Annotated in this window: 26 protein-coding genes; 8 read left to right on the forward strand and 18 right to left on the reverse strand. The window is 44.1% G+C overall.

From position 1 onward, the window contains the following. Window positions 1-205: 205 nt before the first annotated feature. The 8 genes from ACE5CV_RS16190 to ACE5CV_RS16225 form a co-directional block, all read right to left on the reverse strand. The gene (locus ACE5CV_RS16190) at window positions 206-1,396 is read right to left on the reverse strand and encodes an aspartate aminotransferase family protein (protein ID WP_374951235.1); all 1,191 of its coding nucleotides are present in this window, start codon (window positions 1,394-1,396) and stop codon (window positions 206-208) included. A 142-nt stretch (window positions 1,397-1,538) separates the two neighbouring features. After that, window positions 1,539-2,030, reverse strand: coding sequence for a hypothetical protein (locus ACE5CV_RS16195; protein WP_374951236.1), 492 nt, complete (start codon window positions 2,028-2,030; stop codon window positions 1,539-1,541). An 11-nt stretch (window positions 2,031-2,041) separates the two neighbouring features. Beyond that, window positions 2,042-2,863, reverse strand: coding sequence for a hypothetical protein (locus ACE5CV_RS16200; RefSeq protein WP_374951237.1), 822 nt, complete (start codon window positions 2,861-2,863; stop codon window positions 2,042-2,044). A 51-nt stretch (window positions 2,864-2,914) separates the two neighbouring features. Next, the gene (locus ACE5CV_RS16205) at window positions 2,915-3,469 is read right to left on the reverse strand and encodes an RNA polymerase sigma factor (protein WP_374951238.1); all 555 of its coding nucleotides are present in this window, start codon (window positions 3,467-3,469) and stop codon (window positions 2,915-2,917) included. 66 nt (window positions 3,470-3,535) lie between these two features. Beyond that, window positions 3,536-3,997 carry a thioredoxin-dependent thiol peroxidase gene (gene bcp / locus ACE5CV_RS16210; RefSeq protein ID WP_374951239.1) on the reverse strand — a complete coding sequence of 154 codons (462 nt, stop codon included), beginning with the start codon at window positions 3,995-3,997 and terminating at the stop codon, window positions 3,536-3,538. Window positions 3,998-4,000: 3 nt separating this feature from the next. Next, window positions 4,001-5,752, reverse strand: a complete 1,752-nt coding sequence (locus tag ACE5CV_RS16215) for a M23 family metallopeptidase (RefSeq protein WP_374951240.1) — start codon at window positions 5,750-5,752, stop codon at window positions 4,001-4,003. An 88-nt stretch (window positions 5,753-5,840) separates the two neighbouring features. After that, entirely contained in the window at window positions 5,841-6,452 is a 612-nt protein-coding gene (locus ACE5CV_RS16220; protein ID WP_374951241.1) for a fumarylacetoacetate hydrolase family protein, read from the reverse strand. 147 nt (window positions 6,453-6,599) lie between these two features. Further along, a complete protein-coding gene (locus ACE5CV_RS16225; RefSeq protein ID WP_374951242.1) occupies window positions 6,600-7,106 on the reverse strand; it encodes a T9SS type A sorting domain-containing protein in 507 nt (168 codons plus the stop codon). 189 nt (window positions 7,107-7,295) lie between these two features. On the opposite strand from ACE5CV_RS16225, the gene ACE5CV_RS16230 reads away from it, so the two are divergent. Beyond that, a complete protein-coding gene (locus ACE5CV_RS16230; RefSeq protein WP_374951243.1) occupies window positions 7,296-9,278 on the forward strand; it encodes a KUP/HAK/KT family potassium transporter in 1,983 nt (660 codons plus the stop codon). Window positions 9,279-9,460: 182 nt separating this feature from the next. On the opposite strand, the gene ACE5CV_RS16235 is transcribed toward ACE5CV_RS16230, so the two are convergent. Continuing rightward, a complete protein-coding gene (locus ACE5CV_RS16235) occupies window positions 9,461-11,179 on the reverse strand; it encodes an amino acid permease (RefSeq protein ID WP_374951244.1) in 1,719 nt (572 codons plus the stop codon). An 82-nt stretch (window positions 11,180-11,261) separates the two neighbouring features. Here ACE5CV_RS16235 and ACE5CV_RS16240 point away from each other — a divergent pair, with 82 nt between their 5' ends. Next, window positions 11,262-11,918 carry a phosphatase PAP2 family protein gene (locus ACE5CV_RS16240; RefSeq protein ID WP_374951245.1) on the forward strand — a complete coding sequence of 219 codons (657 nt, stop codon included), beginning with the start codon at window positions 11,262-11,264 and terminating at the stop codon, window positions 11,916-11,918. Window position 11,919: 1 nt separating this feature from the next. Here ACE5CV_RS16240 and ACE5CV_RS16245 read toward each other — a convergent pair whose 3' ends face one another. From ACE5CV_RS16245 to yihA, 5 genes are all read right to left on the reverse strand, one after another. Next, window positions 11,920-12,573 (reverse strand): GGIII-like transmembrane region-containing protein, encoded by a 654-nt coding sequence (locus tag ACE5CV_RS16245; RefSeq protein ID WP_374951246.1) that lies wholly within the window; start codon window positions 12,571-12,573, stop codon window positions 11,920-11,922. Between the two features lie 99 nt (window positions 12,574-12,672). After that, entirely contained in the window at window positions 12,673-13,161 is a 489-nt protein-coding gene (locus ACE5CV_RS16250; RefSeq protein WP_374951247.1) for a hypothetical protein, read from the reverse strand. 120 nt (window positions 13,162-13,281) lie between these two features. Beyond that, window positions 13,282-14,982 carry a M3 family oligoendopeptidase gene (locus ACE5CV_RS16255; RefSeq protein WP_374951248.1) on the reverse strand — a complete coding sequence of 567 codons (1,701 nt, stop codon included), beginning with the start codon at window positions 14,980-14,982 and terminating at the stop codon, window positions 13,282-13,284. Between the two features lie 138 nt (window positions 14,983-15,120). Further along, window positions 15,121-15,975, reverse strand: coding sequence for a UbiA-like polyprenyltransferase (locus ACE5CV_RS16260; RefSeq protein WP_374951249.1), 855 nt, complete (start codon window positions 15,973-15,975; stop codon window positions 15,121-15,123). A gap of 43 nt (window positions 15,976-16,018) precedes the next feature. Then, on the reverse strand, window positions 16,019-16,648 hold the full coding sequence (yihA, locus tag ACE5CV_RS16265) for a ribosome biogenesis GTP-binding protein YihA/YsxC (RefSeq protein WP_374951250.1): 630 nt from the start codon (window positions 16,646-16,648) through the stop codon (window positions 16,019-16,021). A gap of 133 nt (window positions 16,649-16,781) precedes the next feature. On the opposite strand from yihA, the gene ACE5CV_RS16270 reads away from it, so the two are divergent. Next, window positions 16,782-17,270, forward strand: a complete 489-nt coding sequence (locus tag ACE5CV_RS16270; protein WP_374951251.1) for a VOC family protein — start codon at window positions 16,782-16,784, stop codon at window positions 17,268-17,270. On the opposite strand, the gene ACE5CV_RS16275 is transcribed toward ACE5CV_RS16270, so the two are convergent. Then, window positions 17,271-18,179: a serine hydrolase gene (locus ACE5CV_RS16275; protein WP_374951252.1), complete on the reverse strand. Its 909-nt coding sequence runs from the start codon at window positions 18,177-18,179 to the stop codon at window positions 17,271-17,273. Between the two features lie 150 nt (window positions 18,180-18,329). Between ACE5CV_RS16275 and lpxK the strand changes: the two genes are divergently transcribed. From lpxK to ACE5CV_RS16290, 3 genes are read left to right on the forward strand one after another with little or no spacing between them, the layout of a single operon-like run. Further along, window positions 18,330-19,394 (forward strand): tetraacyldisaccharide 4'-kinase, encoded by a 1,065-nt coding sequence (gene lpxK, locus ACE5CV_RS16280; protein WP_374951253.1) that lies wholly within the window; start codon window positions 18,330-18,332, stop codon window positions 19,392-19,394. Then, window positions 19,357-20,172: a purine-nucleoside phosphorylase gene (locus ACE5CV_RS16285; protein ID WP_374951254.1), complete on the forward strand. Its 816-nt coding sequence runs from the start codon at window positions 19,357-19,359 to the stop codon at window positions 20,170-20,172. Before lpxK ends, ACE5CV_RS16285 begins: the two co-directional genes overlap by 38 nt. Beyond that, on the forward strand, window positions 20,172-22,277 hold the full coding sequence (locus ACE5CV_RS16290; protein WP_374951255.1) for a putative porin: 2,106 nt from the start codon (window positions 20,172-20,174) through the stop codon (window positions 22,275-22,277). Before ACE5CV_RS16285 ends, ACE5CV_RS16290 begins: the two co-directional genes overlap by 1 nt. A 68-nt stretch (window positions 22,278-22,345) precedes the next feature. Here the strand turns inward: ACE5CV_RS16290 and ACE5CV_RS16295 are convergent, their stop codons facing one another. Next, the gene (locus ACE5CV_RS16295; protein WP_374951313.1) at window positions 22,346-23,527 is read right to left on the reverse strand and encodes an asparagine synthetase B; all 1,182 of its coding nucleotides are present in this window, start codon (window positions 23,525-23,527) and stop codon (window positions 22,346-22,348) included. Window positions 23,528-24,062: 535 nt separating this feature from the next. Between ACE5CV_RS16295 and ACE5CV_RS16300 the strand changes: the two genes are divergently transcribed. Continuing rightward, window positions 24,063-24,500 (forward strand): peptidylprolyl isomerase, encoded by a 438-nt coding sequence (locus tag ACE5CV_RS16300; RefSeq protein ID WP_374951256.1) that lies wholly within the window; start codon window positions 24,063-24,065, stop codon window positions 24,498-24,500. A 76-nt stretch (window positions 24,501-24,576) separates the two neighbouring features. After that, a complete protein-coding gene (locus ACE5CV_RS16305) occupies window positions 24,577-25,086 on the forward strand; it encodes a DUF5606 domain-containing protein (RefSeq protein ID WP_374951257.1) in 510 nt (169 codons plus the stop codon). Between the two features lie 60 nt (window positions 25,087-25,146). On the opposite strand, the gene ACE5CV_RS16310 is transcribed toward ACE5CV_RS16305, so the two are convergent. Together ACE5CV_RS16310 and ACE5CV_RS16315 are read right to left on the reverse strand one after the other, a co-directional pair. Beyond that, window positions 25,147-25,866 (reverse strand): hypothetical protein, encoded by a 720-nt coding sequence (locus ACE5CV_RS16310; protein WP_374951258.1) that lies wholly within the window; start codon window positions 25,864-25,866, stop codon window positions 25,147-25,149. A 58-nt stretch (window positions 25,867-25,924) separates the two neighbouring features. Continuing rightward, the gene (locus ACE5CV_RS16315; RefSeq protein ID WP_374951259.1) at window positions 25,925-26,347 is read right to left on the reverse strand and encodes a Dabb family protein; all 423 of its coding nucleotides are present in this window, start codon (window positions 26,345-26,347) and stop codon (window positions 25,925-25,927) included. Between the last annotated feature and the right edge of the window lie 43 nt (window positions 26,348-26,390).

Consider the following 26,390-nt stretch of genomic DNA (forward strand, 5'->3'; position numbering starts at 1 on the left):
GTTAGTTATAAACAGCGAATTGCAGTTTTGTTTGTACAGGCATTCGCTCACCTGACTTTAATACTATGCAGTTTTAACCAGTAAACAGGAGTTTACCGGCAATTGTGCGTACTAAAGGAACAGGCAATCATTACCCGCATAAACTGTACCAAAACAGCCGTTGTTAAGTTGTACTGGGCGTTTAAATAATTGCGGTTTGCGATGGTCAGGCAGTGTGCTCTTCAATGGCTGCTGTTACCACTGCGCAGGCATTGATAATCTCTGTTTCTGATATAATTAAAGGAGGGGCCAAACGCATGGCGTTACTGCAATGCAAAAACCAGTCGGTAATTACACCATTGGCAATGCAGGTATCGATGATCTTTTTATTTAACTCGAAGCTTTCCAGTTCGAGCGCCAGCATCAGCCCTTTGCCGCGGATATTTTTAATGGCCGGGTGGGCGAGGTGATTACGTAATAAAGTTTCTTTCGCCGGTACCTGCTCAACCAGTTTTTCGTCTATTAAAACCTCTAATGCCGCAAGTCCTGCTGCGCAGCAAACCGGATGGCCGCCAAACGTAGTGATATGCCCCAGGATAGGGTTTTCTTTAAAAGCCGACATGACAGCTGCAGACGATACAAAAGCGCCAACAGGCATACCGCCGCCGAGTGCTTTAGCCAGCAGCAGGATATCAGGAACAATATCGAAGTGTTGAAACGCGAAGAGTTTGCCGGTACGCCCAAATGCCGCCTGGATCTCATCCAAAATGAGTAAGGCACCCACGTAGGTACAGCGTTCGCGCAATGCCTGCATGTAAGCAACGTCCGGCAGGCGGATACCGGCCTCGCCCTGTATGGTTTCGATGATGACACATGCAGTTTGTTCGGTAATTAGTTGCAGGTCGTCATGATTATTCAGGCTGATAAAGTTAACGCCGGGTAACAGGGGGCGGTAAGCTTGCTTAAATTCCTCGTTGCCCATAACACTCAATGCACCGTGTGTACTGCCATGGTAAGAGTTATGAAAAGCAACAACCTGCTGCCTGCCTGTATGGCGTTTGGCCAGTTTAAGGGCACCCTCAACGGCTTCGGAACCAGAGTTGGTAAAGTAAACGGACTCCAGATTTTTAGGCATAATGGAAACCAGCTTTTCGGCAAAGCGCACTTGAGGGGTTTGTACATATTCGCCATAAACCATCAGATGCATGTACTTATCTACCTGCTCTTTTATCGCGTTGATTACCCGTGGATTGCTGTGACCCAGGTTACTCACCCCAATGCCCGATATAAGGTCGATGTAAGCTTTGCCTTGCGCATCATACATGTACACCCCTTCGGCGCGCTCAAATTCAAGCAGCAGGGGAAAATGAGTAGTTTGCGCGTTGTTGTTTAAGAAAAGCTGGCGAAGGGTAAGCAATTTAATTATCGATTTAGTGAGCTAACGGACCATTGCTTAAATGATTATTCAATAATCCATCAAATTATGTTGCAAAAATCCGAATTATGATCGGTATTTTGGCTACAAATCAGTAATTCGCTACTCAATAACCCGGTAATTATTAGTTGCCGGCGCGGATGCTGCGTTCATTTAGCTGGCGTTTAACTTCATCGTTAAATTCGCGCTCGCTTTTGTAAAGCATGTTTACTTTTTCTACGGGAAGCACTTTCAAAAACTCATCGCGGTAGCGTTTTTTGATAGCAAGGATCTGGGTATCAAAACTGATATCCTTATCTATTTGCTCGGTACCGCTAACCTGGGGGTTTTGGTTGTTCATGCGCTTTAAAATGAGCACAGCGGTTAAATCTTCCTGATATTGATTATATATAGGCCAAAACTTACGCGATTCGGCTTCACTGAGCGATAGTTGCTGCGATAAAAATTTATTACGCGCCGCGTATAATTTTGGATTGCGCTTTGCCCTTAAGTTTACGCCCGGCATAACACTGCGGTTAAAATTACTACGCAAATTATCCGCCTGAGCAAGAGCATCGTAATTATTTAACCCGGTTACTGTTAACGCAAGACAAAAGTATTTGAGCAATTTATTCATGAACAAGGTTATTAATTAACATCAATGTAGTCCTGCAGATTAGCGTCCAGGTCTTCAATATTAATTTGTTTATCGGTACCAATCAACGGGTCGCTGCCATCATTGCGCAGCTCCAGATAATCTTTAATTTCATCTACCGGCACTTCAGATAACTGAGTGTGCAGGTAAGTTTGTTTGTGCGTAACAGGTGCTGATGCTTCTCTTAAAAACACACCTGCGCCAATTACCAGCGCAAGGCACGCAGCTGTAGCATATTTAAATGTGTTTGATGCCCAAAGTTTACGCACAATTGTTTTGCGCACTACCATATCCTGGTTAACTGTTTTGTTTAAAATGCTTTTGTTAAGCTTTTCAAAATAACCATCGGGCACGGTAAAAGCCGTAGTTGCAGTATCTGTTTCCAACAGTTCTTCAACCGCTACACGGGCTGTAATTTGCTGCTGCAGGTTTTCAAAGTAACCATCCGGCACGCTAAAAGGCCTGGCTTCCGATCCTGAAAAGGCTTCGATACGCACACGGCTTTTAATATCCGTGGTCAGTCCATCAAAGTAATCGGCAGGTACGGTAAACCCCGTTTCCTTTACATTGCCGATATTTTCAAAAAGGATCCTGTCGGTAATGGTTTCTTCTAAACTTTCAAAATAATTCTCAGGGATAACAAAGCCCTGTGCCGGGTTGCTCGTTTTAAATTCTTCTAACTTTATGAGGGATAAAATGCGCTGGCCGGCTTCATCAAAGTAGCCAACAGGCACTGCAAACGGGTTATTTTTGTTAACCTGTTTAAGTGACATTTCTTCGTCAGCCCACTCGTTATTCTCCATATCGCTTTTCATACTCTGTTATAGATGAATAAAATTACCAAAGGTTTAATGCTAATTTAAAAATTAATCGGTTGATAATATAAACGCCTCTATTTTTTTAACCGCCAGGTGAAAAGATGCTTTTAACGCGCCTACGCTGGTGCCTAGCACGTCGCTCATTTCTTCGTATTTCATATCGTCGAAATACTTCATGTTGAATACCAGGCGCTGCTTGTCGGGCAGGGTAAGTATGGCTTGCTGCAATTTACGCTGTATCTGGTCGCCGCTAAACTGGTCAGAACTTGCCAAACTATCAGCCAGTTCATAATCGATATCATCAAGCGATACGTTGTTTTTTTGTTTCTTTTTATTCAGGAAAGTAATGCATTCATTAGTTGCAATGCGGTACATCCAGGTGTACAACTGCGCATCATTACGAAAGCCGGGCAGGTTTTTCCAGATCTTGATAAAAACGTCCTGTACCAGGTCGTCGGCATCGTCATGGTCAATTACCATGCGGCGCACATGCCAGTATATTTTTTGCTGGTATTTTTTTAGCAGCAGGTTAAAAGCTTCATTTCGGGTGCTGTCTTCCCTGAATTTGCTCAGTATCTCTTCGTCTTCTACCTGGATGGACATCTATTAAAATTTATTCTTCTTAAATAAATATAACGCGTTTTTGTTTTAGATATGTTTATCTGACGGTTATTGTATCAGGTCCAGCACCTGTTGTGACGACGCCTTAGTATCTACCTTATCAATCACCTGCTCAATGATGCCATCGCCATTGATGATGAACGTGGTGCGGGCAGTGCCCATGTATTTTTTGCCGTACATGTTCTTTTCTTTCCAAACATCGTATGCCTCTACAATGCTGTGATCGGTATCGGCAATCAGCGTAAAAGGCAGCTGATATTTGGTCTCGAATTTTTTGTGCGATTTTTCGTCATCCACACTTACCCCTATCACCTCGAAACCTTTACCAACTAACGACTGGTAGTTATCCCTAAAATCGCAAGATTCTGCCGTACATCCCGGCGTATCATCTTTAGGGTAAAAATACAGTATTACACTTTTTCCTTTAAAATCCGCTAATGAAACCGGGTTGCCGTTTTGATCATTAGCGGTGAAGTTTGGGGCTTTGTCGCCTTTTTTAAGAGTTGCCATTTTTTACCTGTTAAATTCGGCTTTAAAAGTCGAGCTGTTATTTTTCATATCCACCACAACAAACTCAAAAATGTGGCTGCCGGGCGTAATATCGTTAGTAAAGGTATAACTAATTATTCTTGTTTTGTAGCTCCACTCCATCAGCACCCACTTACCATCAATTTTGCCGGTAAAACTTTTAACACCCGATAGGTTATCGCTCATGCGCATATTAATGGCCTTTACGGGCCTCATATTGCTGCCATTGCGGATGTTAACCGGGGTTATAACAGGCGGTACGCTATCTATTTTTATGTAGTAATCGCCAAAGGAACGGGCACTTGCCTTAATATAGCCGCCCTCGTTTGTGCCGCCAATGCTGCCGGTTGCTGCATTCACAATTACCGCTTTATCAGCATAGGCACCAAGCTTAATATCTGGTTTTATCCAAAGGTCAAAGCTGTCATGTATGGGCGTTAGTTTGTTATGCAGCCGGTGTGTTACGGAAAACGCGCCTGGTTTTGCAGGCAATTCTGCGTAAATAAAGTCAAGGTTATCATAAAGGTTGCCAGGCATGATGCTCAGCTTCACTTTGTCATTGGCGAATTCGCTTTTTTGATCGTATCGCAACCATTTACCCAACGGTTTTTCTGGCGTAAAGCTATTAGGCGATGATTTTACCTTTAGCTTCAGTGTCGATTCGTTCCCGGCTATATCTTTTACAATATATTCAACATCGTGCTCGGCATCGTCGTTAAACACCAACACACCATGGTTGATGGATTGCGGATAGACCGAAACCCTGCTGCCCGGCATTATAAAGCACTTTTGCATCCAGCGATGAGCGGTAACAAAAGCCGGGTAATCTATGTAAGCATTAATGGCGCGGGTCTGATCGAACGCAAAACGCTCCACTGCAAACGTGTAGAAGGTTTTGCCATCTAACTTCAGCTCCAGCGAGTAAATGCCATTGCGGTTCATAGATGAGCTGTTCATATCGGTAACACTGATTCCGAAGCCAACATTGCCGGTTAAGCTTAAAACCTTTGGGGTAGCCAGGCGGTAAACGCCCTTTGCGCCGGTTACCGGTAAAAATTCCTTAGGGGTTTTTTCGCTAAAGGGGTTGCCATTTAAGTGATAAATGCCAATGCTGGTAATAGCCGGCGGGATATCATCCGGAATGGTGAGGCCGAATAATTGCGGGTTAATGGTTTCCTGGGTTGCGGTGTCCCTTATCTCGAAATGTACGTGCGGCCCGGCAGACGCGCCTTCATTCCCGGATATAGCAATTACATCACCTTTTGCCACCTTGAATAGCCCCGGCGGAACAGAGATATCCGCCTCAAAAGTTTGAAACTTATATTGGTAATCGCGGATATATTTAGCGGCTTCGGGTGTAAAACTTAGCACATGGCCGTAAACCGTTGTGTAGCCGGATGGGTGAGTCATGTAAACCGCGTGTCCAAAGCCTCCAAACTGAATCCTTAATCGTGATATGTAACCGTCGGCGGCAGCATGAACCGGGTAGCCAACACGCTGGTTAGTTTTAAAATCGAGCCCGGAGTGAAAATGATTGCTGCGTAGTTCGCCAAATGAGCCGGCAGTGGTAGGGGCCAGATCAAGCGGGTAACGGAAATAATTTTGCGGGTATTGTTTGCTCTGGATGGTTTCCTGAGCATAAGTATGGGTGCAGTATAATGTTATTAAAGATAAGGCAAAGGTGCACGATCGGAATACATAGCGGATAAGTTCTCTTTTTCTCGTTCGGAATGACATAGTATTTATTAGCATCAAATGAGTTAACGCGGTCACTTAGCGTTTCGCGCAAAAGCCCATACACAACTTCAATGTGGTTGCAGGGAAATTATTTAACCTCAAAATCAAGCAGTTTTTGCCCTTCCAGGTAGCCTTCCAATCGGTCGCCAATATTAACCTTAGCTACGCCAGCAGGCGTGCCGGTGTAAATCAGGTCGCCTTTTTTTAAGGTTATATATTGCGACACAAAGGCTATAATGCTTTCGAATGAAAACAGCAGGTCTTTAGTGTTGCCTGCCTGCCTTGGCTGGCCGTTAACATCCAGGTTAAAGTTAATGTTATAAAGATCAGCAAAGTTTGCTTTTGGCATAAAGTTGCTTACCGGCGCCGAGCCGTCAAATGCTTTGGCAAGTTCCCAGGGAAGGCCTTTTTCTTTGTGGCGCGATTGTATATCCCGCGCGGTAAAGTCAATACCAAGGGCAATCTCATCATAGTAGTTGGAGGCAAATTTCTCGCTGATATGCTTGCCTTCTTTACTCACCTTTAAAACAATCTCGATCTCGTGATGAACATCCTGCGAAAATTCCGGATGGTAAAATGGCTTATTATCTTTAAGAAGGGCGGTATCAGGTTTCATGAATATCACCGGAATGCTGGGCACCGGGTTGTTTAATTCTTTGGCGTGCTCGGCATAATTGCGGCCAATGGCTATTATTTTCATAGGAGTCGAAATTATAAACTCTAATGCCTAAATCCTAAAATTGTTTTGATGGAGGATACGGTTGGTTATCTGTATAACCTTGTGTAGGTGTTAGCGGAGTATTAACCGTTTAAGTAATTCAATGTGATGAGCGGCCGAATATCGACTTTATAATACAGAAATACGTTTATTGACAGATTCTGTTCCGGCTATGATCCGGACAAAATAAAAGCCACGCGTAAGTCTGCTGTTAACATTGTAGGTAAAGCTTTGCTCGCCTGTCTCTACCCGTTGCGAAAACAAAGTGATCACATCGTTGCCCAACACATCCATTATCTTTACGTTAACATACGCATTACGCGACAGATTATACTTTACATTCACAACCTGATCTGTAACCGGGTTAGGGAACACCTGTACGTTGGTAAGCAGCTTTTCATCGGCACGGGGTACGCTAACCTTGGCGTTTGATATTACGGCCGGTTTTAAAGGGGGCAGTGCCAGGTGCAGGCTGTTCTTGATCAGGTTTGATTTGGCCTTGCCGGTTTTAAGCAGGCGAAGGTATGAAGTATCGGTCTTTTGGGCGTTAACTCCTTTTGCAAGCGCAACGTTCACAGCTATCGCTAAAGCAATTACGGTGAACCAGGAATTTAAGTAAGTAAATCTTCTACCCATATTATCGATTGTTGCAAAAGTATAAATAAACTTCTCAGCATTATCTACAGTTGCCTATAATTAAATACTTTTAACAAATTTTAACAAATTACGTTTTATTCCGTTAAGTTAAATATCTGACTTATACGATCATTGATAGTTTAAGTTGTTATTGATTTTTTAATATTTTTGTATCCTTTATAAAATATAGTGTCAAACCATAAAGATCTGCAAAAACTAACGGCCGCTGGGCTGCTTATTAGTTTAGGAATAATCTACGGTGATATAGGTACATCACCTTTATACGTTTTCAAAGCCATTATAGGCTCCGAACATTCAAGCCTCTCTCAACGAATTTCACAAACGCTGGTGCTGGGGGGCGTATCCCTCATCTTCTGGACGCTTACGCTACAAACTACCTTAAAGTATGTAGTAATTACCTTGCGTGCGGATAACAAAGGCGAGGGTGGGATTTTCTCATTATTTTCGTTAGTGCGCCGCAAGGCCAAGTGGCTTATTGTGCCGGCGGTTATTGGGGGCTGCGCATTACTTGCCGATGGTATTATTACACCGCCTATCACCATCTCTTCGGCTATTGAGGGTTTGCAGGTTTACTACCCGCGGCTGCCTACAGTACAAATTGTAATTGCCATAATTGCAGGGCTGTTCATTATCCAGCAGTTCGGTACATCTTTGGTAGGTAAGGCTTTCGGGCCGATCATGTTCATATGGTTTACTATGATGGGTGTTTTAGGGATATCATATATTGTGCAAATGCCCGAAATTTTAAAGGCGCTTAACCCTTACTACGCTTATCAATTGCTTACCTCAAGCACTTATGATGCATTCATTATTCTGGGTGCCGTATTTTTGTGTACCACAGGTGCAGAGGCTTTATATTCTGATCTGGGCCATTGCGGCCGGGATAACATCCGTATTAGCTGGATATACGTTAAATCTTGTTTAGTACTTAACTACCTGGGCCAGGCGGTATGGCTTTTACAACGCGAGGGTACGGTGATTGACCTGAGCCTAAACAATCCGTTTTACAAGATAATGCCCGGTTGGTTCCTGATCTTTGGTATCGGTATTGCAACTATTGCAGCTGTTATTGCCAGCCAGGCGCTTATTTCAGGGTCGTTCACGCTGATTGCAGAGGCGGTAAGGCTTAACCTTTGGCCTAAGGTGCGTATTAACTATCCATCTGAACAAAAGGGGCAATTGTATGTGCCCAGTGTCAACTGGCTGCTTTGTGCAGGTTGTATTGGCGTAGTATTATTGTTTCAGCATTCGGCAAGAATGGAGGCCGCTTACGGGCTGAGTATCACCGTAGCCATGTTGATGACTACCATATTGGTGTCTAAATTCCTTCAGCGCAAAAAAATCCCAACTTATATTATCGGAACTTTCCTGGTAGTTTACCTGTTTATAGAAGGTACCTTTTTGCTGGGTAACCTGGTGAAATTTGTTCACGGCGGCTGGTTTACTTTATCAATAGGGTTAGTGCTGTTCATCATCATGTGGACCTGGCACAGTGCACGCCGCATTAAGAACCGATATGTGAAGTTTATCGAGATAGATGATTACTTCAACATCATCAAAGAAATGAGTGAGGACGAAGCGGTGCCTAAATACGCTTCGCAACTGGTGTACTTGACCAGTGCTAATTTCAACTCCGAGATCGAATCGAAGATCATTTACTCGATATTACAAAAGCAGCCCAAACGCGCAGATGTATATTGGCTGGTGCACGTTGACGTGGTGGATGAGCCTTATAAACGCGAATACGAAGTGGATTTTCTGGTGCCGGGCAAATTGATCCGTATCGACTTTAAGTTGGGTTTCCGGGTGGAGCAGCAGATCAACCTGCTTTTCCGTAAGGTTGTAGAGGATCTGGTGAAAGGCGGCGAAATTGATATTACCAGCCAGTACCCATCGCTTAACAAACATAAAATAGTAGGCGATTTCCGCTTCGTGGTAATTGAAAAGGTATTGTCCCGTTCGCATAACCTTTCGTTTTTTGAGCGGGCTATTATGTTTATCTATGGAGAACTAAAAAAGATCAGCTTATCTGAAGAGCGCAACTTTGGCCTTGACCTTAGCTTTGTTACGGTAGAAAAGGTGCCGTTGATGCTCACATCGCCTGACGTGGTAGATATTCAACGCGTGCACACACCCACCGGTCATTTATAAACTGGTCAACCAAAATATTAACCCGGCCAACCAGCCGGGTTTTTTGTTGCCTTGATATTCGTAATATATAAGGGAAACGAACAGTCTGTCAGATCAAAATTTAGTACTCAGCAATTGGCTTAAAACAAAAGATCCAGAATCAAGCCGGATCTATATTTTTTCTATTACAGTTATGTTTTGATTTACCGCGCCAGTTTGGCGTTTTCGCCTTTACCCATTACACTGTGCTTGTAACCATAGCTAAAGTATATTACTAAGCCAATAATGAGCCAGGCAAGGAACCTGATCCAGCTTTGGTATTCCAATTCGGCCATCAGGTAAAAACAGCTTACAAGGCCTAATACAGGTATCAGCGATAATTTTTTGATAAAAGACAGAACTGCTAAAGTAGCTGATAGCAGGATGAATAAAAAGTATGGGAACCTTTCGTGCAGTGCTTCGCCGCTAAACAGCCCCATTATTTTAGTATGGAATACTACTACCCCAACGATGAACAACATGGGCACAATATATTGTGAATTTACGTAAGGCAAATGGAACTTACCTTTCACAGCAGCTTCCCTGGGTAACAATAGCACACCGCCACAAACTAAAACAAAGGCGAATAGCGTACCAATACTGGTAAGGTTAGTTACCTCGGTAAGGTTAAGAAATAATGCAGGGATAGCTACCACAAAACCGGTAACGACAGTAGCAAACGATGGGGTGTGAAACCTTGGGTGGATACGCGAGAATGCCTTTGGTAATAACCCGTCGCGGCTCATGCTCATCCAGATGCGGGGTTGCCCCAGCTGGAAGATAAGCAGTACACTAGCCGTAGCTATAACAGCACTTATCGAGATCACATAACTTATGTTTTTTAACCCAACTTTTGCAAAAACAAATGCCAGCGGGTCGCCTACCTGCAGGTCCTTATAATTAACCATCCCGGTCAGTACAAGAGCTATTAGGATATAAAGTACGGTACAGATAATCAATGAATAGATCATGCCCCGGGGCAGGTCGCGCTGCGGGTTTTGGCATTCTTCTGCAGTGGTAGATATCGCATCAAATCCGATGTAGGCAAAGAACACGCCCGATACACCTTTCATTACGCCGCTGAAACCATTAGGTAAAAACGGGTGCCAATTGGCCGGAGTAACGTAAAAGAAACCGATCACGATCACTGCTAATACGATCACGATTTTAAGGTAAACCATTGCATTTGTTGCCTTCTTTGTTTCGCGGATACCGATGTAAACCAGGTAGGTGATGATGATAACGATACCCAATGCAGGCAGGTTAGCTATAAATTTGATGTTGCTACTGCCGGGGGCGGTTGCCCAGGCGTTTGCGGCATTTTTCATGCGGTCGGTAATCTCGGCCATATTGCCGCTGGCCGTGAGCTGCTGAATTTTTTCGTGAGCGGTAAAGGCGGAAAAATAATCCATCGTAACCCATGCCGGCAGGTGAATGTGAAATCCTTCCAGCAGGTTCACAAAGTATTCGCTCCATGATATGGCCACGGCAATGTTCCCAATGGCGTATTCCATTAGCAGGTCCCAGCCGATGATCCAGGCAATCAACTCGCCAAATGATGCGTAAGCGTAGGTATAAGCGCTGCCCGCAACAGGTATGCGCGATGCAAATTCGGCATAGCAAAGTGCCGAAAACCCGCAGGTAATTGCAGTTAAAACAAATAGTAGTGTAACACCGGGGCCGCCGTTAAATGAGGCCTCGCCAATGGTTGAGAAAATACCTGCGCCTACAACAGCGGCTATTCCCATCAGGGTAAGGTCTTTTACGTTTAAGGCTTTTTCGAGTTGCGAGGCCGAGCCGGGGTGCTCGCTATCGCTAAATCCGCTGGCCACATCGGCCAAAATTTTATCAACAGACTTCCTGCGAAATATACTTTTAGACATTTAATTTGATCAGTTAACGCTTAACAAACCAAACATAACCAAATTTTTGCAATGAAAAAGTATATGCTTTACTTTGTGCCACATGAATATAGGGGCCAAGGATGTTTTATACCGGGTGAGGTACTTGCTTATCCCGTACATGTTTATTTTGTGCGCCTGTCTGATCATTAAAATCATCTACACCCGTTCCGAGATCTACTTTGCTGTGAACGCAATCTATAGCAGTTGGGCCGATGCGGCAGCACCTTACATCACTGATATTGGCGATGGAAACACCATTCTCCTTGTTTCGGCGCTTATGCTTTTATATAGTTATCGTGCTGGTTTTTTGCTGGTAACCAGCTATGCCATAACATCTGTAACCGCGCAAATTTTAAAGTATACTTTTGACGCACCACGCCCTAAAGTGTATTTTGAAAAGGACCTAGGCAAGATCCATTTTGTAAAGGATCTCTACATCTTAACTGTACATAGCTTTCCCTCAGGGCATACCGTTACTGCTTTCTCCGCAGCAGTTGTAATAACTTACCTGATTAAAAACAAACAATGGGGTATTGTGCTGCTTGCAGTTGCCCTGTTAGTAGGCTACTCGCGCATGTACCTGAGCCAGCATTTTTTTGAGGATGTACTGGCAGGGTCGGTAGTAGGGGTAATGGTTACCATACTTTGGCTAAGCTGGTTAGACCGCCGCGAGTTTATAAACAGCCCCCGTTGGTGCCGGGGGCTGCTCAAAAAATAGTTTATTCTTCCTGATCGCGTTTTTTGCGCCTCATCAGCACTACAATCACAATTATCACAATCAATGCGCCGCCGCCGTAAATACCATATTTGGCAGCCGGAGACAATCCTTTAGCGTTGCTTAAGTATTGGTCGGTGCGTTTAAGCTCGGGCGATAATTTAATAGAGCTGGAGAATGCTTTATATTCCTCTTTAACCAGGTCCTGGCGCGCCTCTTCGTAGAAATATTCAAAGGTATAAGTAACTTCCTGGGTATAAATGATAATGAAGTTACGAAGTTTTACGCCGGCACCTTCGTCGGTAGAAAGGGTAAAAGTTTTGGCTTTTAAATGCCCGATGGTAGTATCACGAACATATTGCGCACTGCCTTTAGACTGGCCTTTAATACCGGTGATATAATCCTTTAATACTTTATTCAGGTCGCGCTCTTTTTTAAGGGGTTTGTTGTTGTCGGCATTAGGAGCACGTATTACAACCATATAGCCATACTGGCTGTTACCGGAAAAAGTTGACTGGCCTAAAGTATCTTTACGAACATATTTTTCTGGCAACGATACTGTTACCAGGCTATCTACCTTTACAGGTACTAATTTCTGCTGTGCAAAGCCGGCTATAGTAAATAGCATGAGGCTTAAAATTAAAAGTATCTTTTTCATAGTTGGAGTAACTTAAAAAACACACATTGGTTTTAATATCGGCCAGAAATATGAATTGATATTACGATATATGGTATTTATTAACCCTCTAAAAAATAATTATCGCGGGAGTTTTAACAGACGCGCCCTGTTATATTGCTGTAGCAGGATAGGGCAAATATTATATATGACATTGGCAATAATAAGTGAAATACTCATGGCATAATGCGAGCCGGCAATTGCATGCCCAGCCGTAAGCATGAAAAAAACAAAGCACAATAAATGATATCGCTCATACATGGCAACACTTTTTAGATAAGTGCCGGCGTGGGTTTTATTTTTAATGAGTTTATAATGCGGGTGCCGCCTGCGTAGATAGCTGTTTATCCATTGGCCGTTTTGCACAACTTTGCGAATAAATTTTACGCCTGCCGCCTCGTAAAATTCAGGATTACAACTTAACTGCAACACCCTGGCAGGTACCAGCAGGCTAATGGCGCTAATACCAATAAACAGATAGCAAAGTTGCATAGCACCGGCAGCAACCCAAAAGCTCACTACAGGGATAAAACATATGATAGTCCAGAAAAAGTTGATTGCCTGGTTCATAGTTTTAGTTTCATTGCAAATTCAAAAGGGTCATGCTGAGCTTGTCGAAGCATTATTGAACAGGTGTTCGACAAGCTTAGATTGACACTATTTTTTTAATGACATGATAGTCGAATTGACTTATATCTTTTCCATTTCGGCTTTTACAAATTCAGCCAGTTCTTTTACGTATGCCGCGCTAAAATCAAATTTGACACCAGCAGTTTCATAAATTTCTTTGATGGTTTTGGTATAGCCCAATTTTAGGGCATCCATATATTGCTGCAAGCCTTTTTCCGGGTTTTCTTTATAGTTTTTCCAAACGGCTATAGCTCCTAACTGCGCCATCCCGTATTCTATGTAATAAAACGGTACTTCAAAAATGTGCAGCTGTTTTTGCCATAGGTTTTGTTCTGCTTCCGGATGTTCGCTCCAGTCGGCAAAGCCTGCGCCAAAAGGCTCGTAAATTTTTAACCAGGCCTCGGTACGCTCCGCATCTGTATGATCGGGATTGGTGTACAGCCAGTGCTGAAACTGGTCTACCACAGCTACCCAGGGCAGGGTTTTCAGCACGTCGAACAGCTGATCGCGTTTGGCGCGTTTCAGGTCCTCTTCATTATCAAAATAAACATCCCAATTATCCATAGATATCAGTTCCATAGACATGGAAGCCAGCTCGGCCACCTCGCTCGGGCAATGCTTAAAGTCATTTAGTTCAAGATCGGCGGTTAAAAAGGTATGTACGGCATGTCCTCCCTCATGTACCATTGTGGTAAGGTCGCGAAATGTATTAGCCGAATTCATAAAGATGAATGGCGCGCCGGTTTCAGAAAGGGGATAATTATAACCGCCCGGTGCCTTGCCTTTGCGGCTCTCCACATCAAACAGGTTATTTTCTTTCATGATCTCTAAACGCTCGCCCAGGTAACGATTAATGTTGCTAAAGCACTGGATAGATTTTTCTACCAGTTCGGCACCACTATTAAACGGTTTAAGAGCAGGTTTGCCGGATGGGTCTACATCCATATCCCAGGGTTTAAGCGAATCGACGCCTAAGGCTTCCTTACGTTTTTCGGCTTGCTCGCGCAGGATTGGTACAATCTCGGTTTCAATAGCCGCATGAAAAGCGTAGCAATCCTGCGGCGTGTAATCAAACCTGCCTAACGCCTGGAACATGTAATCGCGGAAATTTTCGAAACCCGCATTCACTGCTATCTGATGACGAAGCGCCCTCAGATGATCGAACAGGGTATCTAATATAGTTTTATCCTGCAAGCGGCGTTCAGTTATCTTTTCCCAAACTTCCTGTCGTTTGGTACGGTCGGTATCTTTTAAAAATACAGAAGCCTGCTCAAGCGTGTACTCTTTATCCCCAATATGTACAGACATAGAGCCGGTTATCGACTGGTACTTTTGCTGCTCAACCTGGATCTCGGTTTGTAACGGAATGTTATCTTCGCGGAACAACTCCAGCGATTTTTTTACTGCGCGAAGCATGATATAATACTTTTCTTCGCTTAGCTGGCTCACAAATTCGCTGGCTACCAGTTTTTTGTTCAAATCGTTGTTATAGGGCGCTGTTTTTGGTTCAATTTCCGTTGCAAAGTACTGGAAACTTGCAAGCAGTTCTTCGCTGTTGGTATCGCAGGTCATGCGGATGTAGCGCCAGGCAAAGTCTTCCTCCAAGGCAGCCTGCAGTTCGCTGCCGTCTTTTAGCCATTGCTCCAACTCTGTCGCCGAATTAACAGGGCGTGCAAGCAGTTCTTTATAGATCGGTTCAAGCGTCTCCCATTTAATTTCAAGGTCGGCCGGGATATATGTTCTTGTTTTTTTATGTATCATGGTTTATAGAGGTTTATCCCGATAGCTATCGGGATGCAGATATACAAATGTGCGGATTATTTGGGATTTGGTAAAGCACTGAGTTGATGCAACCAGCGCCAAATCAAATTTCTTGAAATTGCAGACGCTATACAGATACTAACGCATCCAAACCCTATCCAGTAAAAAGAAAGCAGCAAATACCACGCTGGCAATACCGTTGGTAGTCATAAAGGCAATGTTTACGCGGCTCAGGTCGTTTGGTTTTACCAGCAAATGCTGGTAGATCAGCATGGCGCAAAAGAAGGCGATGCCGATGTAATAAAGCAAACCAACATTAGTGTACATAACCGGCATCATGATAAATATGGCCGAGAATACGTGCAGCACGGTTGATAAGCGCAGCGCGTTTACTTTGCCCAACCAGGCCGGTATGGAGTGCAGTTTTTCCTCGCGGTCAAAATCTTCATCCTGCAGGGCATAAATGATATCAAAACCGCTTACCCAGCAAAGTACCGATAAAGAGAAAAATAAAGGGGTTGGGGCAAAAGCACCTGTAACTACCAAATAGGCACCGATAGGCGCTAAGGATAAACCTAAGCCCAATACCATATGGCAAAGCGCGGTAAAGCGCTTGGTGGCGCTATAACCCAACACTACTAATAATGCCACTGGCGACAGATAAAAACACAAGGGATTTATAAACCAGGTAACTAAAACAAATAATGTGCAGTTAGCCAGTGTGAAGGTCAGGGCGGCTGCCGGACTAATTCTGCCGGCTGGGATGTCCCGGAGTTTAGTACGCGGGTTTTTTGCATCGATATTACGGTCGAGATAGCGGTTAAAAGCCATTGCCGAATTACGTGCCAGTACCATGCAAAGCACCATCATTACCAGTTTTTGCCACTCGAATTTATGATCTGTTGTGGTAACCGCTAAAAAGAAGCCGATAAAGGCAAACGGCATGGCAAATATGGTGTGCGAAAATGTAACGAGTGATAAATATTTTTTCATAAAATGCTTCCCTTTTGCAGGGTAAACTTAATTAATACGTATTTTAACTATAACGCTCTTCGTCATAGTCAGGTACCTTGAAGCCCTGGTTTACATTGCTGATAAACGCCAGCACTTCTTCGCGGCCTTGCATTGTATCACTCGAGGTCACAAAAACCTGTGGCACTTCATCAAACATCTCTAACACAGCCTTACGGAATTTGGCAATATTTTGATCTGTTTTAATATTGCTTTGCTTATCGGCCTTAGTAAATATCAATACAAATGGCAGGCCTTTTTCGCCAAGCCAGCTGCAGAATTCCAGATCTATTTTTTGCGGCTCCAAACGGCTGTCTATTAACACCATTACACATTGCAAGCTTTCGCGCTTATCCAGGTAGGTTTGGATAAATTTGTTCCAGTCGGCTTTTTTGCTTTTAGATGCCCGTGCATAACCATAACCCGGTAAATCAACAATATACCAGGTTTCGTTTACATAGAAGTGATTGATCAACTGCGTTTTACCAGGCGTTTGCGACGTTTTGGCAAGCCCCTTTTTTTGAGTGAGCATGTTTATCAGCGACGATTTGCCAACATTACTCCGGCCGATAAAAGCATATTCGGGCTTAGTAGGAGGCAGCAATTTAGATATTTGCGTGTTACTGCAAATAAAGTCGGCAGATTTAATGATCATGTTGCAAAGGTAAGGTTTTTAAATTGTTGTAAAATTTTAACGGCTTAAATTGAACGTTGCAACATCTTTTTACTTTTATTAAACATTCATATAATAATTAACAGTGTATTTTTGATGTATATAAGATATTAAAATGAACGATTATAAAATTCCTGCTCAAACACGAATTGGCCACGTACACCTTAAGGTAAGTGACCTGCAACGGTCAGTGGCTTTTTACTGCGATCTATTAGGGTTTGAACTGGTTACCATGTACGGCGACCAGGCCGCATTCGTCTCGGCAGGAGGTTACCATCATCATATCGGTTTAAATACATGGCATAGTAAGGATGCGCCCCCCGCACCCGAGTATGCACCGGGCTTGTACCATACAGCTATTTTATATCCGGAAAGGAAAGACCTTGCTGCAATTTTGCAGCGTTTGATAGATGCTGACTATGCCATTACCGGTGCGGCAGACCATGGTGTATCTGAAGCTATTTACCTGAACGACCCTGATGAGAATGGGGTAGAGCTTTATTGGGACCGCCCACGAGATCAATGGCCAACAGATGACCACGGCAACCTTACCATGTACACCCGCCAGTTAGATATCCCCGGTTTGCTGGGTTTGCTTAACTAATCACTCGTTTAGCATGTACTTATCTATACCCGGGGCAGGTTTCCACTTGTCGCCGGGTTCAAAGTAGTGCCATAACAGGCCCGAGATCTTTTTTATCAGCACCGATGCCTCGTTGTCGACTGTCCAGCGCTGGTCTTTGTTATTGTTTGTCATAACGCTAAAAACGTAATCGCCATGCGGTGCGTGCACCAACACCGTTTCAGATCTGGCCGCATCTACCGCGCCTTGTTTCGATATCACCTGCACATAAGGCGGAATTTGTGATAGTGCCGTTTCGTCCCAATAGATCCGGTTGAGTATGCGCTGCATCCGCTCGCTTGCCGCCGGGCTAACCGCTTTTCCCTGCCTTATCAGCGTGAATATTTTAGCCATTTCATAAGGAGTAGATACACCCCAGCCGTAAATTTTGCGGATGTCTTCGCGGCCGGCCACTCTTGAATTTACCCGGAAAATTTTAAAACCGTTATCCTGCAGCCAGCTGTTGATGTACTTGCCATCTACAAGTTTTTGCAGCCACAAGCTGGCAGTGTTATCACTCATGGTGATCATCAGCATAGCCACTTTACTTAGCTGGATGGTGTCTTTATCTTTAAACGAACCCAGGATGTCTTCCCCTGCATAAAGCAGCGAATCGCGGTACACCAGCTTTTGATTGTACTTTAGCTGGCCTTTTTCAATCTTGTCCATCAAACCGGCAAGGATACTCACTTTGATCATACTGGCGGTAGGGAACAGGCTGTCGGCATTGATTGATGCGGTTTTACCCGTTTTTAAATTCTGAACGTAAACGCCAATCTGTCCGTTAAAACCTTTAACCGCCGTTTGCAATTGCCCCGTAAGTTTTTGATCGCTTTGGGCAAAGACGGTTATAGAGATGAGCAACAGAAACGGAACGAGGATATATTTCATTTGAATTTATTGGATATTTAAAGTTAGCGGATTTTTGCGAAGTATAACGGTTACACGTAACGCAACAAAATATTTTTAGTCTCTATGCCGATATCTGATTGGCACGATCGATACCATCCTTAACTTCGCTTTTCCTATCTTTATCGCTACATGAAATACCTGCGCTGGTTGTTACTCCCTTTTTCTATTTTATACGGTTTGGTTACGGGTATCCGCAACTGGCTGTATGACACCGGCCTGCTTAAAAGCGAAGCTTTTGAACTGCCTGTGATATGCGTAGGCAACCTGGAGATTGGCGGCGCGGGCAAAAGCCCTATCACGGAATACCTGATCCGACTGTTAAAACCTGGAAATCAACCGGCAACCTTAAGCAGAGGTTATGGCAGGCAAACAAAAGGTTATATGGCCGCTACCTTAATTACTACAGTTGCCGATATTGGCGATGAACCTGCTCAGTTTAAACATAAATTCCCTGATATTACAGTTGCCGTTTGCGAGAATAGGGCGCAAGGAATTCGCCAACTGCAAAATGATCACAACCTGATAATCCTGGACGATGCTTTTCAGCACAGGGCTGTAAGGCCGGGCTTCAGCATTTTATTATTTGATTACCATTACCTGCAGCAACCGCACTTTGTGCTCCCGGCAGGTAACTTGCGCGAACCCTTTAGCGGCCGCTGGCGGGCGGATGTGGTTGTTGTTAGCAAATGCCCGCCTAACCTTACGTTTGATGAAATGAACAGGGCTTACTACCGTGTCGACCCTGATCCCTCTCAGCCGTTGTTTTTTACCGCAATTGCTTACCAGCCCTTGCAGGATCTGCAGGGTATACGGGCTGATTTTACTATAGATGCTGATACCACCATTTTTTTACTTACCGGCATAGCCAATCCTGCGCCTTTAGTGCAGCACCTTACTAACCTTAAAGCGCATTTGGTGCATCACAATTATCCCGACCATCATCAGTTTACGTTAAAAAATATCAGTAAACTTGCCGCTGATTTCGGGGCCTGCAAAGCACAAAAAAAAATTGTCCTTACAACAGAAAAGGATGCACAGCGTTTAGGGGTACACTACCTTGTAAACGCAGTGGCAAATTTACCGGTTTGGGTTTTGCCTATCGGGATAGAATTTTTAAATAACGGCCGGCAGGAGTTTGACGAATTAGTATTAAATTATGTTAGAGAGCATACAACACACAACGAGTTATATTAAAAGCCGGATTGGCGATTTTGAGCCGGAAATGGGTATAATTTTGGGCACCGGGCTAGGCGGCCTGGTGAACGAGATCGAAGTAGAAAAACAGCTGATGTACAGCAACATCCCTGATTTCCCGATGTCGACACTTGAATTCCATTCAGGTAAACTGATCTTTGGTACGCTTGCCGGCAAAAAAGTAGTTGCCATGCAGGGCCGCCTGCACTACTACGAAGGCTATACCATGCAGCAGATAACCCTGCCTGTACGGGTAATGAAAACGCTGGGTATCAAAACCTTGTTTGTGTCTAACGCCAGCGGATCGTTAAACCCGGCGTTCAAAAAGGGTGAATTGATGGTTATAGATGATCATATTAACCTGCAGCCCTTAAACCCGCTTGTTGGCCGTAACGATTCTGAACTGGGGCCCCGTTTTCCGGATATGAGCCAGCCCTACCGTCGCGACCTGATTGATAAAGCACTCCAAATAGCATCGGCTAACAATATTACCTGCCATAAAGGAGTTTATGTTGCGGTTACAGGGCCTAATTTAGAAACCCGCGCCGAATACAAATACCTGCGCATTATTGGCGGCGACGCCGTAGGTATGAGTACCGTGCCCGAGGTGATAGTGGCTAACCATATGGGCTTGCCTGTATTTGCGATATCGGTGCTAACAGATGAAGGTTTCCCGGAAGAACTGCACCCCGTATCGGTAGAAGATATACTGGCTGTAGCCCGGGAAGCCGAACCAAAAATGACAATGATACTTAAAGAACTTATTGCAGGGCTTTAATGGCGCAAAAGCTTAGATACTTAGTGTTTATTTTGTGCTGTACATTTGTACAGCAAGCTTTGGCGCAGGTGCCTGTGGGTACGCCAACCTACCCTGGACAGCAGCAAAACTACCCGGTTTACAGTCGCGATACATCGCGCAATGCATCCCGCCAGGCATCACAGAACCTCGATTCGGTACGTAAGCGCGAAGAGAACCGTAAAGATTCGGTAGAGTTTAATTCCAAATACATCAAGATTACCAACGAGCGCTTGCTAACCGATAGTACACAGCTGTTTCCGTTAGATACAGGGCTGGTGAATTTTGAGAATTATAGTGTGCTTTCGCAACCGCGCAACCCTAAGATCAGCTTAGGTTACCTGGGTGTAGCCCAACGCGACCTGCTCTTTAACCCACGCAAAACCATAGGCTTTGATGAGGGGCAGCACAGCCTGGATGCCTATCTGCTGCAGCCACAGGATATCAGCTATTTTAATGCAAGGGTTCCCTACACACTGCTCTCGCTTTCTACCACTGTCGGTGGTTTAAAGGAATCGTTATTTAAGGTGTTGCACACCCAAAATGTTAAGCCCAACTGGAACGTTGGGTTGATGATGAATTTTAACGGATCAAGGGGCTTTTACTCCTATAACAATGTTCTGGCACAAAATGTAAGTGATATCAATATAGGGCTGTTTACCTGGTACCACTCCACAAACAAGCGGTATAACCTGTTAGCCAATGTTATTTTTAACGGGTTAAAGGCGCCCGAGACAGGATCTATCCGCAAGGACGATATCTTTACCAGCGCACAAGGCTCCTTTGACAAAGGTACCGAACCGGTGCGCCTGCCCAGCAGCCTGGCCAACTGGAAAAATACCGGCCTTTACTTAAAGCAGTTCTATTACATCGGCCATATAGATAGTAACCGTAAAGCTACCGGAAGCACCAGCGTGCTGCCTACCCAACGTGTTGCTTATACCTTTTACTACAACCAGCGCAAGTATAATTACCTGCAGAATGATCTGGATACCTATAATGTGTTCCCTGATTACTATTTCAGCGCCAATCGCTCGCGCGATTCATTAAATGTGCTGCACCTGCAAAACGATTTTACCTATAGCTTTTACCTGCGCGGGCGATCTGTTAAAATGGTGAAAAATGAACTAAAGCTTGATTTGGGACTTACACAGGATTTTTATAAGTACAGCCAGTTTGTAAGTGATAGCGTGCTGAACGATCTGGGGCGAAAAGAAATGCAGCAGGTAAGGGTACAAAATTCAACCCTGCAAAACATTACGCTCAAAGCCCGTTTAGGTTACCGTTTCAGTGATAGGATAAACCTGGATGCCGATATCAGGCAGATCATCCAGGGGCGCAACTTTGGCGATTTGTTATACGATGCGAAGCTTACGCTGGCAGGCGGGCCAAAAGCCGGGAAGATCATACTGAATGCCTATCTGCAAAGCAGTTCGCCGGGGTTGGTATATACTAACTGGATCTCTAACCATTACATTTATAATAATAGTTTCAGCAATCAAAAAGTAACCAGCCTCAGCTTTAATTACCTGAACGATATGCTTAAGCTCGACCTGAAGGCAGAGTATTTTTTAGTGACCGATTATCTTTACTTCAAGGCATCTAACGGTGGTATAGATGCTGCCCCGAGTCAGTACTCGCCGGCCATTAACATGCTTAAGTTAAGCCTGGGCAAAAACCTGGTGTTTGGGCGTTTCAATTTTGATAACTACCTGGTATATCAAAAAACAGATAATGCCGCCATTTTGCGCACGCCCGAGGTTTATACCTATAGTAGTTTGTATTACAACACCATGCTGTTTGTACTCCGCTCACAAATTGGTGCCTCGGTTAGGTATAATACATCATACGTAGCACCATCATACGCGGTAGGGGTTGGGCAGTTTTACAACGGCCGTGATGTTACCTTTTCGTCATATCCAATTGCCAGTGTTTTCTTTAAAGCCACATTGCAACGTACAAACCTGTTTATCCAGTACGATTACGCTAACCAGGGCCTCTTTAGCAAAGGGTACTACACGGTTAACCGTTACCCGCAAATGGATGCCGTTCTCAAATTCGGTGTAGCCTGGACGTTTTATAATTGACGTAAGGTTGCGGGTTTACAGAGCGGAGAGCGTTCCCGGAGTTAGTGGTCCGGCAACATCCACCTTCCTTAGGTTTTCTGTTTTTTCTTCTTAGCTGCTGGGAAAAGCACGTTATTCAATATCAGCCTGTAGCCGGGCGAGTTAGGGTGTAGCTTAAGGTCGGTTGGCGGGTCGCCTACCTGGTGCTGGTAGTCTTCTGGGTCGTGGCCGCCGTAAAATGTCCACTGGCCTTTGCCGTATTCACCATGAATGTAGCGTGCTTCATTGGCTGTTTTCATTTCGCCCATAATGGTAACGCCGGGCTTCAGCATATTTTTATTAAAAGCGGTGGTAAGCCCCATAAATCCTTTGATCACCTTATCATGGTTTTGAGTGAGCATACTGGGCACTACATCCCACTTAGCCGAAAAATCGAACAGGGTAAAAAAATCACGCGTGCGTTCTACCCGCCTTATCTGGTTTACATCTACATTGGCAAAACTGTGCGATGTAGGGTTCATGTCAAGCGTAAAATTCTGAAAGGCGAATGTGCCGCCGAAATCAAGTTTTGATTGTGCGGCCGGGTCGGCACCGTCGCCATCAAACATGGCTTCACAAATATCCGTACCCGCTGCAGCAAGGGCTATATCAAAGGTATCAGTACCCGAGCACATAGCAAACAGGAAACCGCCGCCCGAGCAAAAATCGCGGATGTGTTCAACAACCGCCAGCTTCATTTGCGACACTTTTTTAAACCCCAATTTACGGGCCGTAGCCTGCTGCGACTTTACATCATCAACATACCACGGGGCGTAGCGGTAAGCACCATAGAACTTGCTGAACTGGCCGGTAAAATCTTCATGGTGCAGGTGCAGCCAGTCGTACTTTGGCAGGTCGCCGCGGATAACTTCTTCATCGTAAAGGACGTCGTATGGGATCTCGGCATATTTTAATACCATAGTAACGGCATCATCCCAGGGCAATTTATTTTTAGGCGAATACACCGCCATCTTTGGGGCTTTCTCCAATTTTACCAGGTCCATATTAACCGATGGATCGCTTACCTCGGCTTCTATCTGGGTAACTTTGGCATCGGCAATAACCTCATAACTTACTCCCCGTATCTTGCATTCCTCTTCCAGGCTTTTGTTGTACTTCATCATGAAACTGCCGCCGCGGTAATTCAACAACCAGTCTACCGTTTCGCCGTTCTTAAGCGTCCAAAAAGCAATACCGTACGATTTCAGGTGATCCTTTTGTTCCTCATCCATCGGGATAAGAATGGATGCTGCCCTTGTGATGAGTGAGAAAAGAATAAGGAAGAAAGACAGTAGATATTTTTTGCTCATGGCGATATACCAAATGTAACGATTTATTAGAAAAGGTATTATGGACGCCATTGATTAGGTTACAGCGACCCCGCGATGCTTCGATAAACATTGAAGCAGATACAGGCTTCCACAGTTGCCATGGGAGCAATAAAAGAGCGAATCCGGGTAGCCAATTGCTACTCCTTATTGTGCTAAAAAAGTGTACAACTATTAACAAAGGTTTACACTTTTTTGTAAAAAATAATATAAAAAATTGATATTCAATATTTTGTAAATATAGTGGGTTAACATAAATTTGATGACATTTTGCGCCTGATGTTTAAGCGTTTAAACTGCAGTTGTTAACGTGGCGGGCTGTTTAAAAAATTTATGTTGAGTTTGATATTGTAATTAAATACTCATGTAATCAACCACTCACCATTTCCACCTTTCCGCCCAATTCCTTACATTTGCCACCTGTTTAAAACATAACAAAATGAGCAAAGCAATAATCAAAACCGAAAAAGGCGACATGACCGTTCAATTTTTTGACAAAGATGCGCCAAACACTGTAGCAAACTTTTTAGGTTTGACTAAAACAGGTTTTTATAATAACGTTACCTTTCACCGTGTTATACCTAATTTTGTGGTACAGGGCGGCGACCCAACAGGTACAGGTGCAGGTGGTTCCGGCAAGCAAATTGACTGTGAACTTACAGGCGATAATCAATACCATGATCGTGGTGTGCTTTCTATGGCACATGCAGGCCGCAACACCGGCAGTTCACAATTCTTTATCTGCCACAGCCGTGATAATACCGCGCACTTAGACCGTAACCACACCGTATTTGGTAAAGTGGTGGAGAATGTTGACGTGGTTGACGATATCCGCCAGGGCGATAAAATTTTAGGGATAGAGATTATAGAAGAATAGTGAAGGGTTGATTGGGTGAGTAGTGATTAGTTTACAACCACTCTCCTAATCAACTTAATCAACCAATAACTAACACATGAATTTACAGGGAATTGTAGCAGTATCGGGTAAGCCGGGTTTATGGAGGGCGTTGGCTCAAAACAAAACCGGTTATGTATTAGAAAGCCTTGATGCGCAAAAAACCAAGCTGATAGCCAACCTATCAACCGCAAAATTAGCGGCTTTGAATGAAATTACCATTTTCGGGCTGGAAGATGATATTAAACTAACAGATGTTTTTGAGCGTATGAAAGCGGCCGGCAACATCCCAACCGGCAAAGAAGACGGCAAAAAACTCCGTGAGTTTTTTTACACCGTTGCTGCCGATCATGATGAGGAGAAGGTTTATGCATCAGACATGAAAAAGATCATCAGCTGGTTTAACCTGCTGAAGGAGTTGCCTTTATTTAATGAGGAGGCGCCATCGGCACCTGTTGCTATTGAAGAAGAAGCAACCGCACCTGAACCTGTAAAGGAAGAAGTTGCAGCACCAGCTGCTGAAGCGCCAAAAGCCAAAGCAAAAAAAGCACCTGCTAAAAAAGCGTAAATTTTTATTTTTTAGAAATATTAAAGCCCCGGTAGGATTGTCCGATCGGGGCTTTGTTTGTTATTCCGTATCTGTAAAAGGATCACCACCAATAAAGATAATCGATGCTGAAGGGCGGGCCGGAGAGCCTTCGGCACCAATGGCAAAAGATTTTTTAACGACCTTGCCGCCATAATTAAACTCAATGCTATTACCAAAAATCCGATAAGTACCTGCATTGCTGCTCTTTTTCCTGGCTTTTGCACTTCCGGTCATAATACCACCGTTGGCACCTTCTGTAAAGTGGGTAGCATCCACAAAATTTATTTTATTGATTACTAATGCACTTGTCCCGTTACCGTAATCACCGCCGGTAGCCTTCTCATAACCCCGTTTAAGTTTTACAGCTGCTGAATATGGATAGGCTGGGAACCAATTGCCCTCGCCAAGTTTATAATCGCTCACATGGCCTTTGTTATCTGTTAGATAAAAAGTGGCCCCTGATTTTTTCCATTTTCCCCATGCGCGGGGCCTGCTGCTTTTTGAAGCTGCTACATCAAGCGTTTCTATAGGTTCTTCGCCAACTTCAAGGTATTCGCCATTCTTGAACAGCACTACAGGCTCAAATGATATAGCGGCTGGATAACCGCTTATGGCCCTGAAATACCAACCGGCTACTGCCGGTACAGCGGTGTTCATCTCTTTGCGATTGGCTTTTTCATTAGCCAATGCACCAGAAAAGTTTAGGGTGATGATAGCCACTGCCAGCATCATACCTATTGCTATCTTTCTAAAATTCATACGGCTTATTTTTTAATAATAACCGTAAAGGAATGATATGGTTTGAAGTGACGAGGTCCTAAGCGTCTACCGCATCATAAACAATTACCTTTTCCCAGAGATGGCTGTGGGTTTTGATAAACTCCTGATGGATGGGGTGGGTTTGGTAAGTTGCTTGTCCTTCCAGATCGGAAAAGAACATCACCTCAGATACGCCCCAGCTGTTATCAACTACGTCCCGTTTTTCGGTGCTGGCAACTACGCCTACGTGCAACTCCTTAATGGTTGGGATCTTGCCTAAAGATTTTACACCGGCAACTAATTTGTCGCGGTCTTCTTTTGAATTTGGGTTTTTTAACCAGAATAACGCGTGGTGTACGATTGGATATTTATTTGTCATTTGTGTTGGGTTAATAAAAGATGGCATTGCCGATGCCATAGCGGTGCCAGCGGCAACAGTGACGGCCGTAGCAATGAATTTACGTCGGTTGGTGGTGTGCATAGGTTGAAATCGATTGGTCAAGATATAGAAAAATCAGCAATCT

Origin of the sequence: Mucilaginibacter sp. (assembly GCF_964263795.1) — a bacterium.
In the GTDB taxonomy this organism is placed as follows: domain Bacteria; phylum Bacteroidota; class Bacteroidia; order Sphingobacteriales; family Sphingobacteriaceae; genus Mucilaginibacter.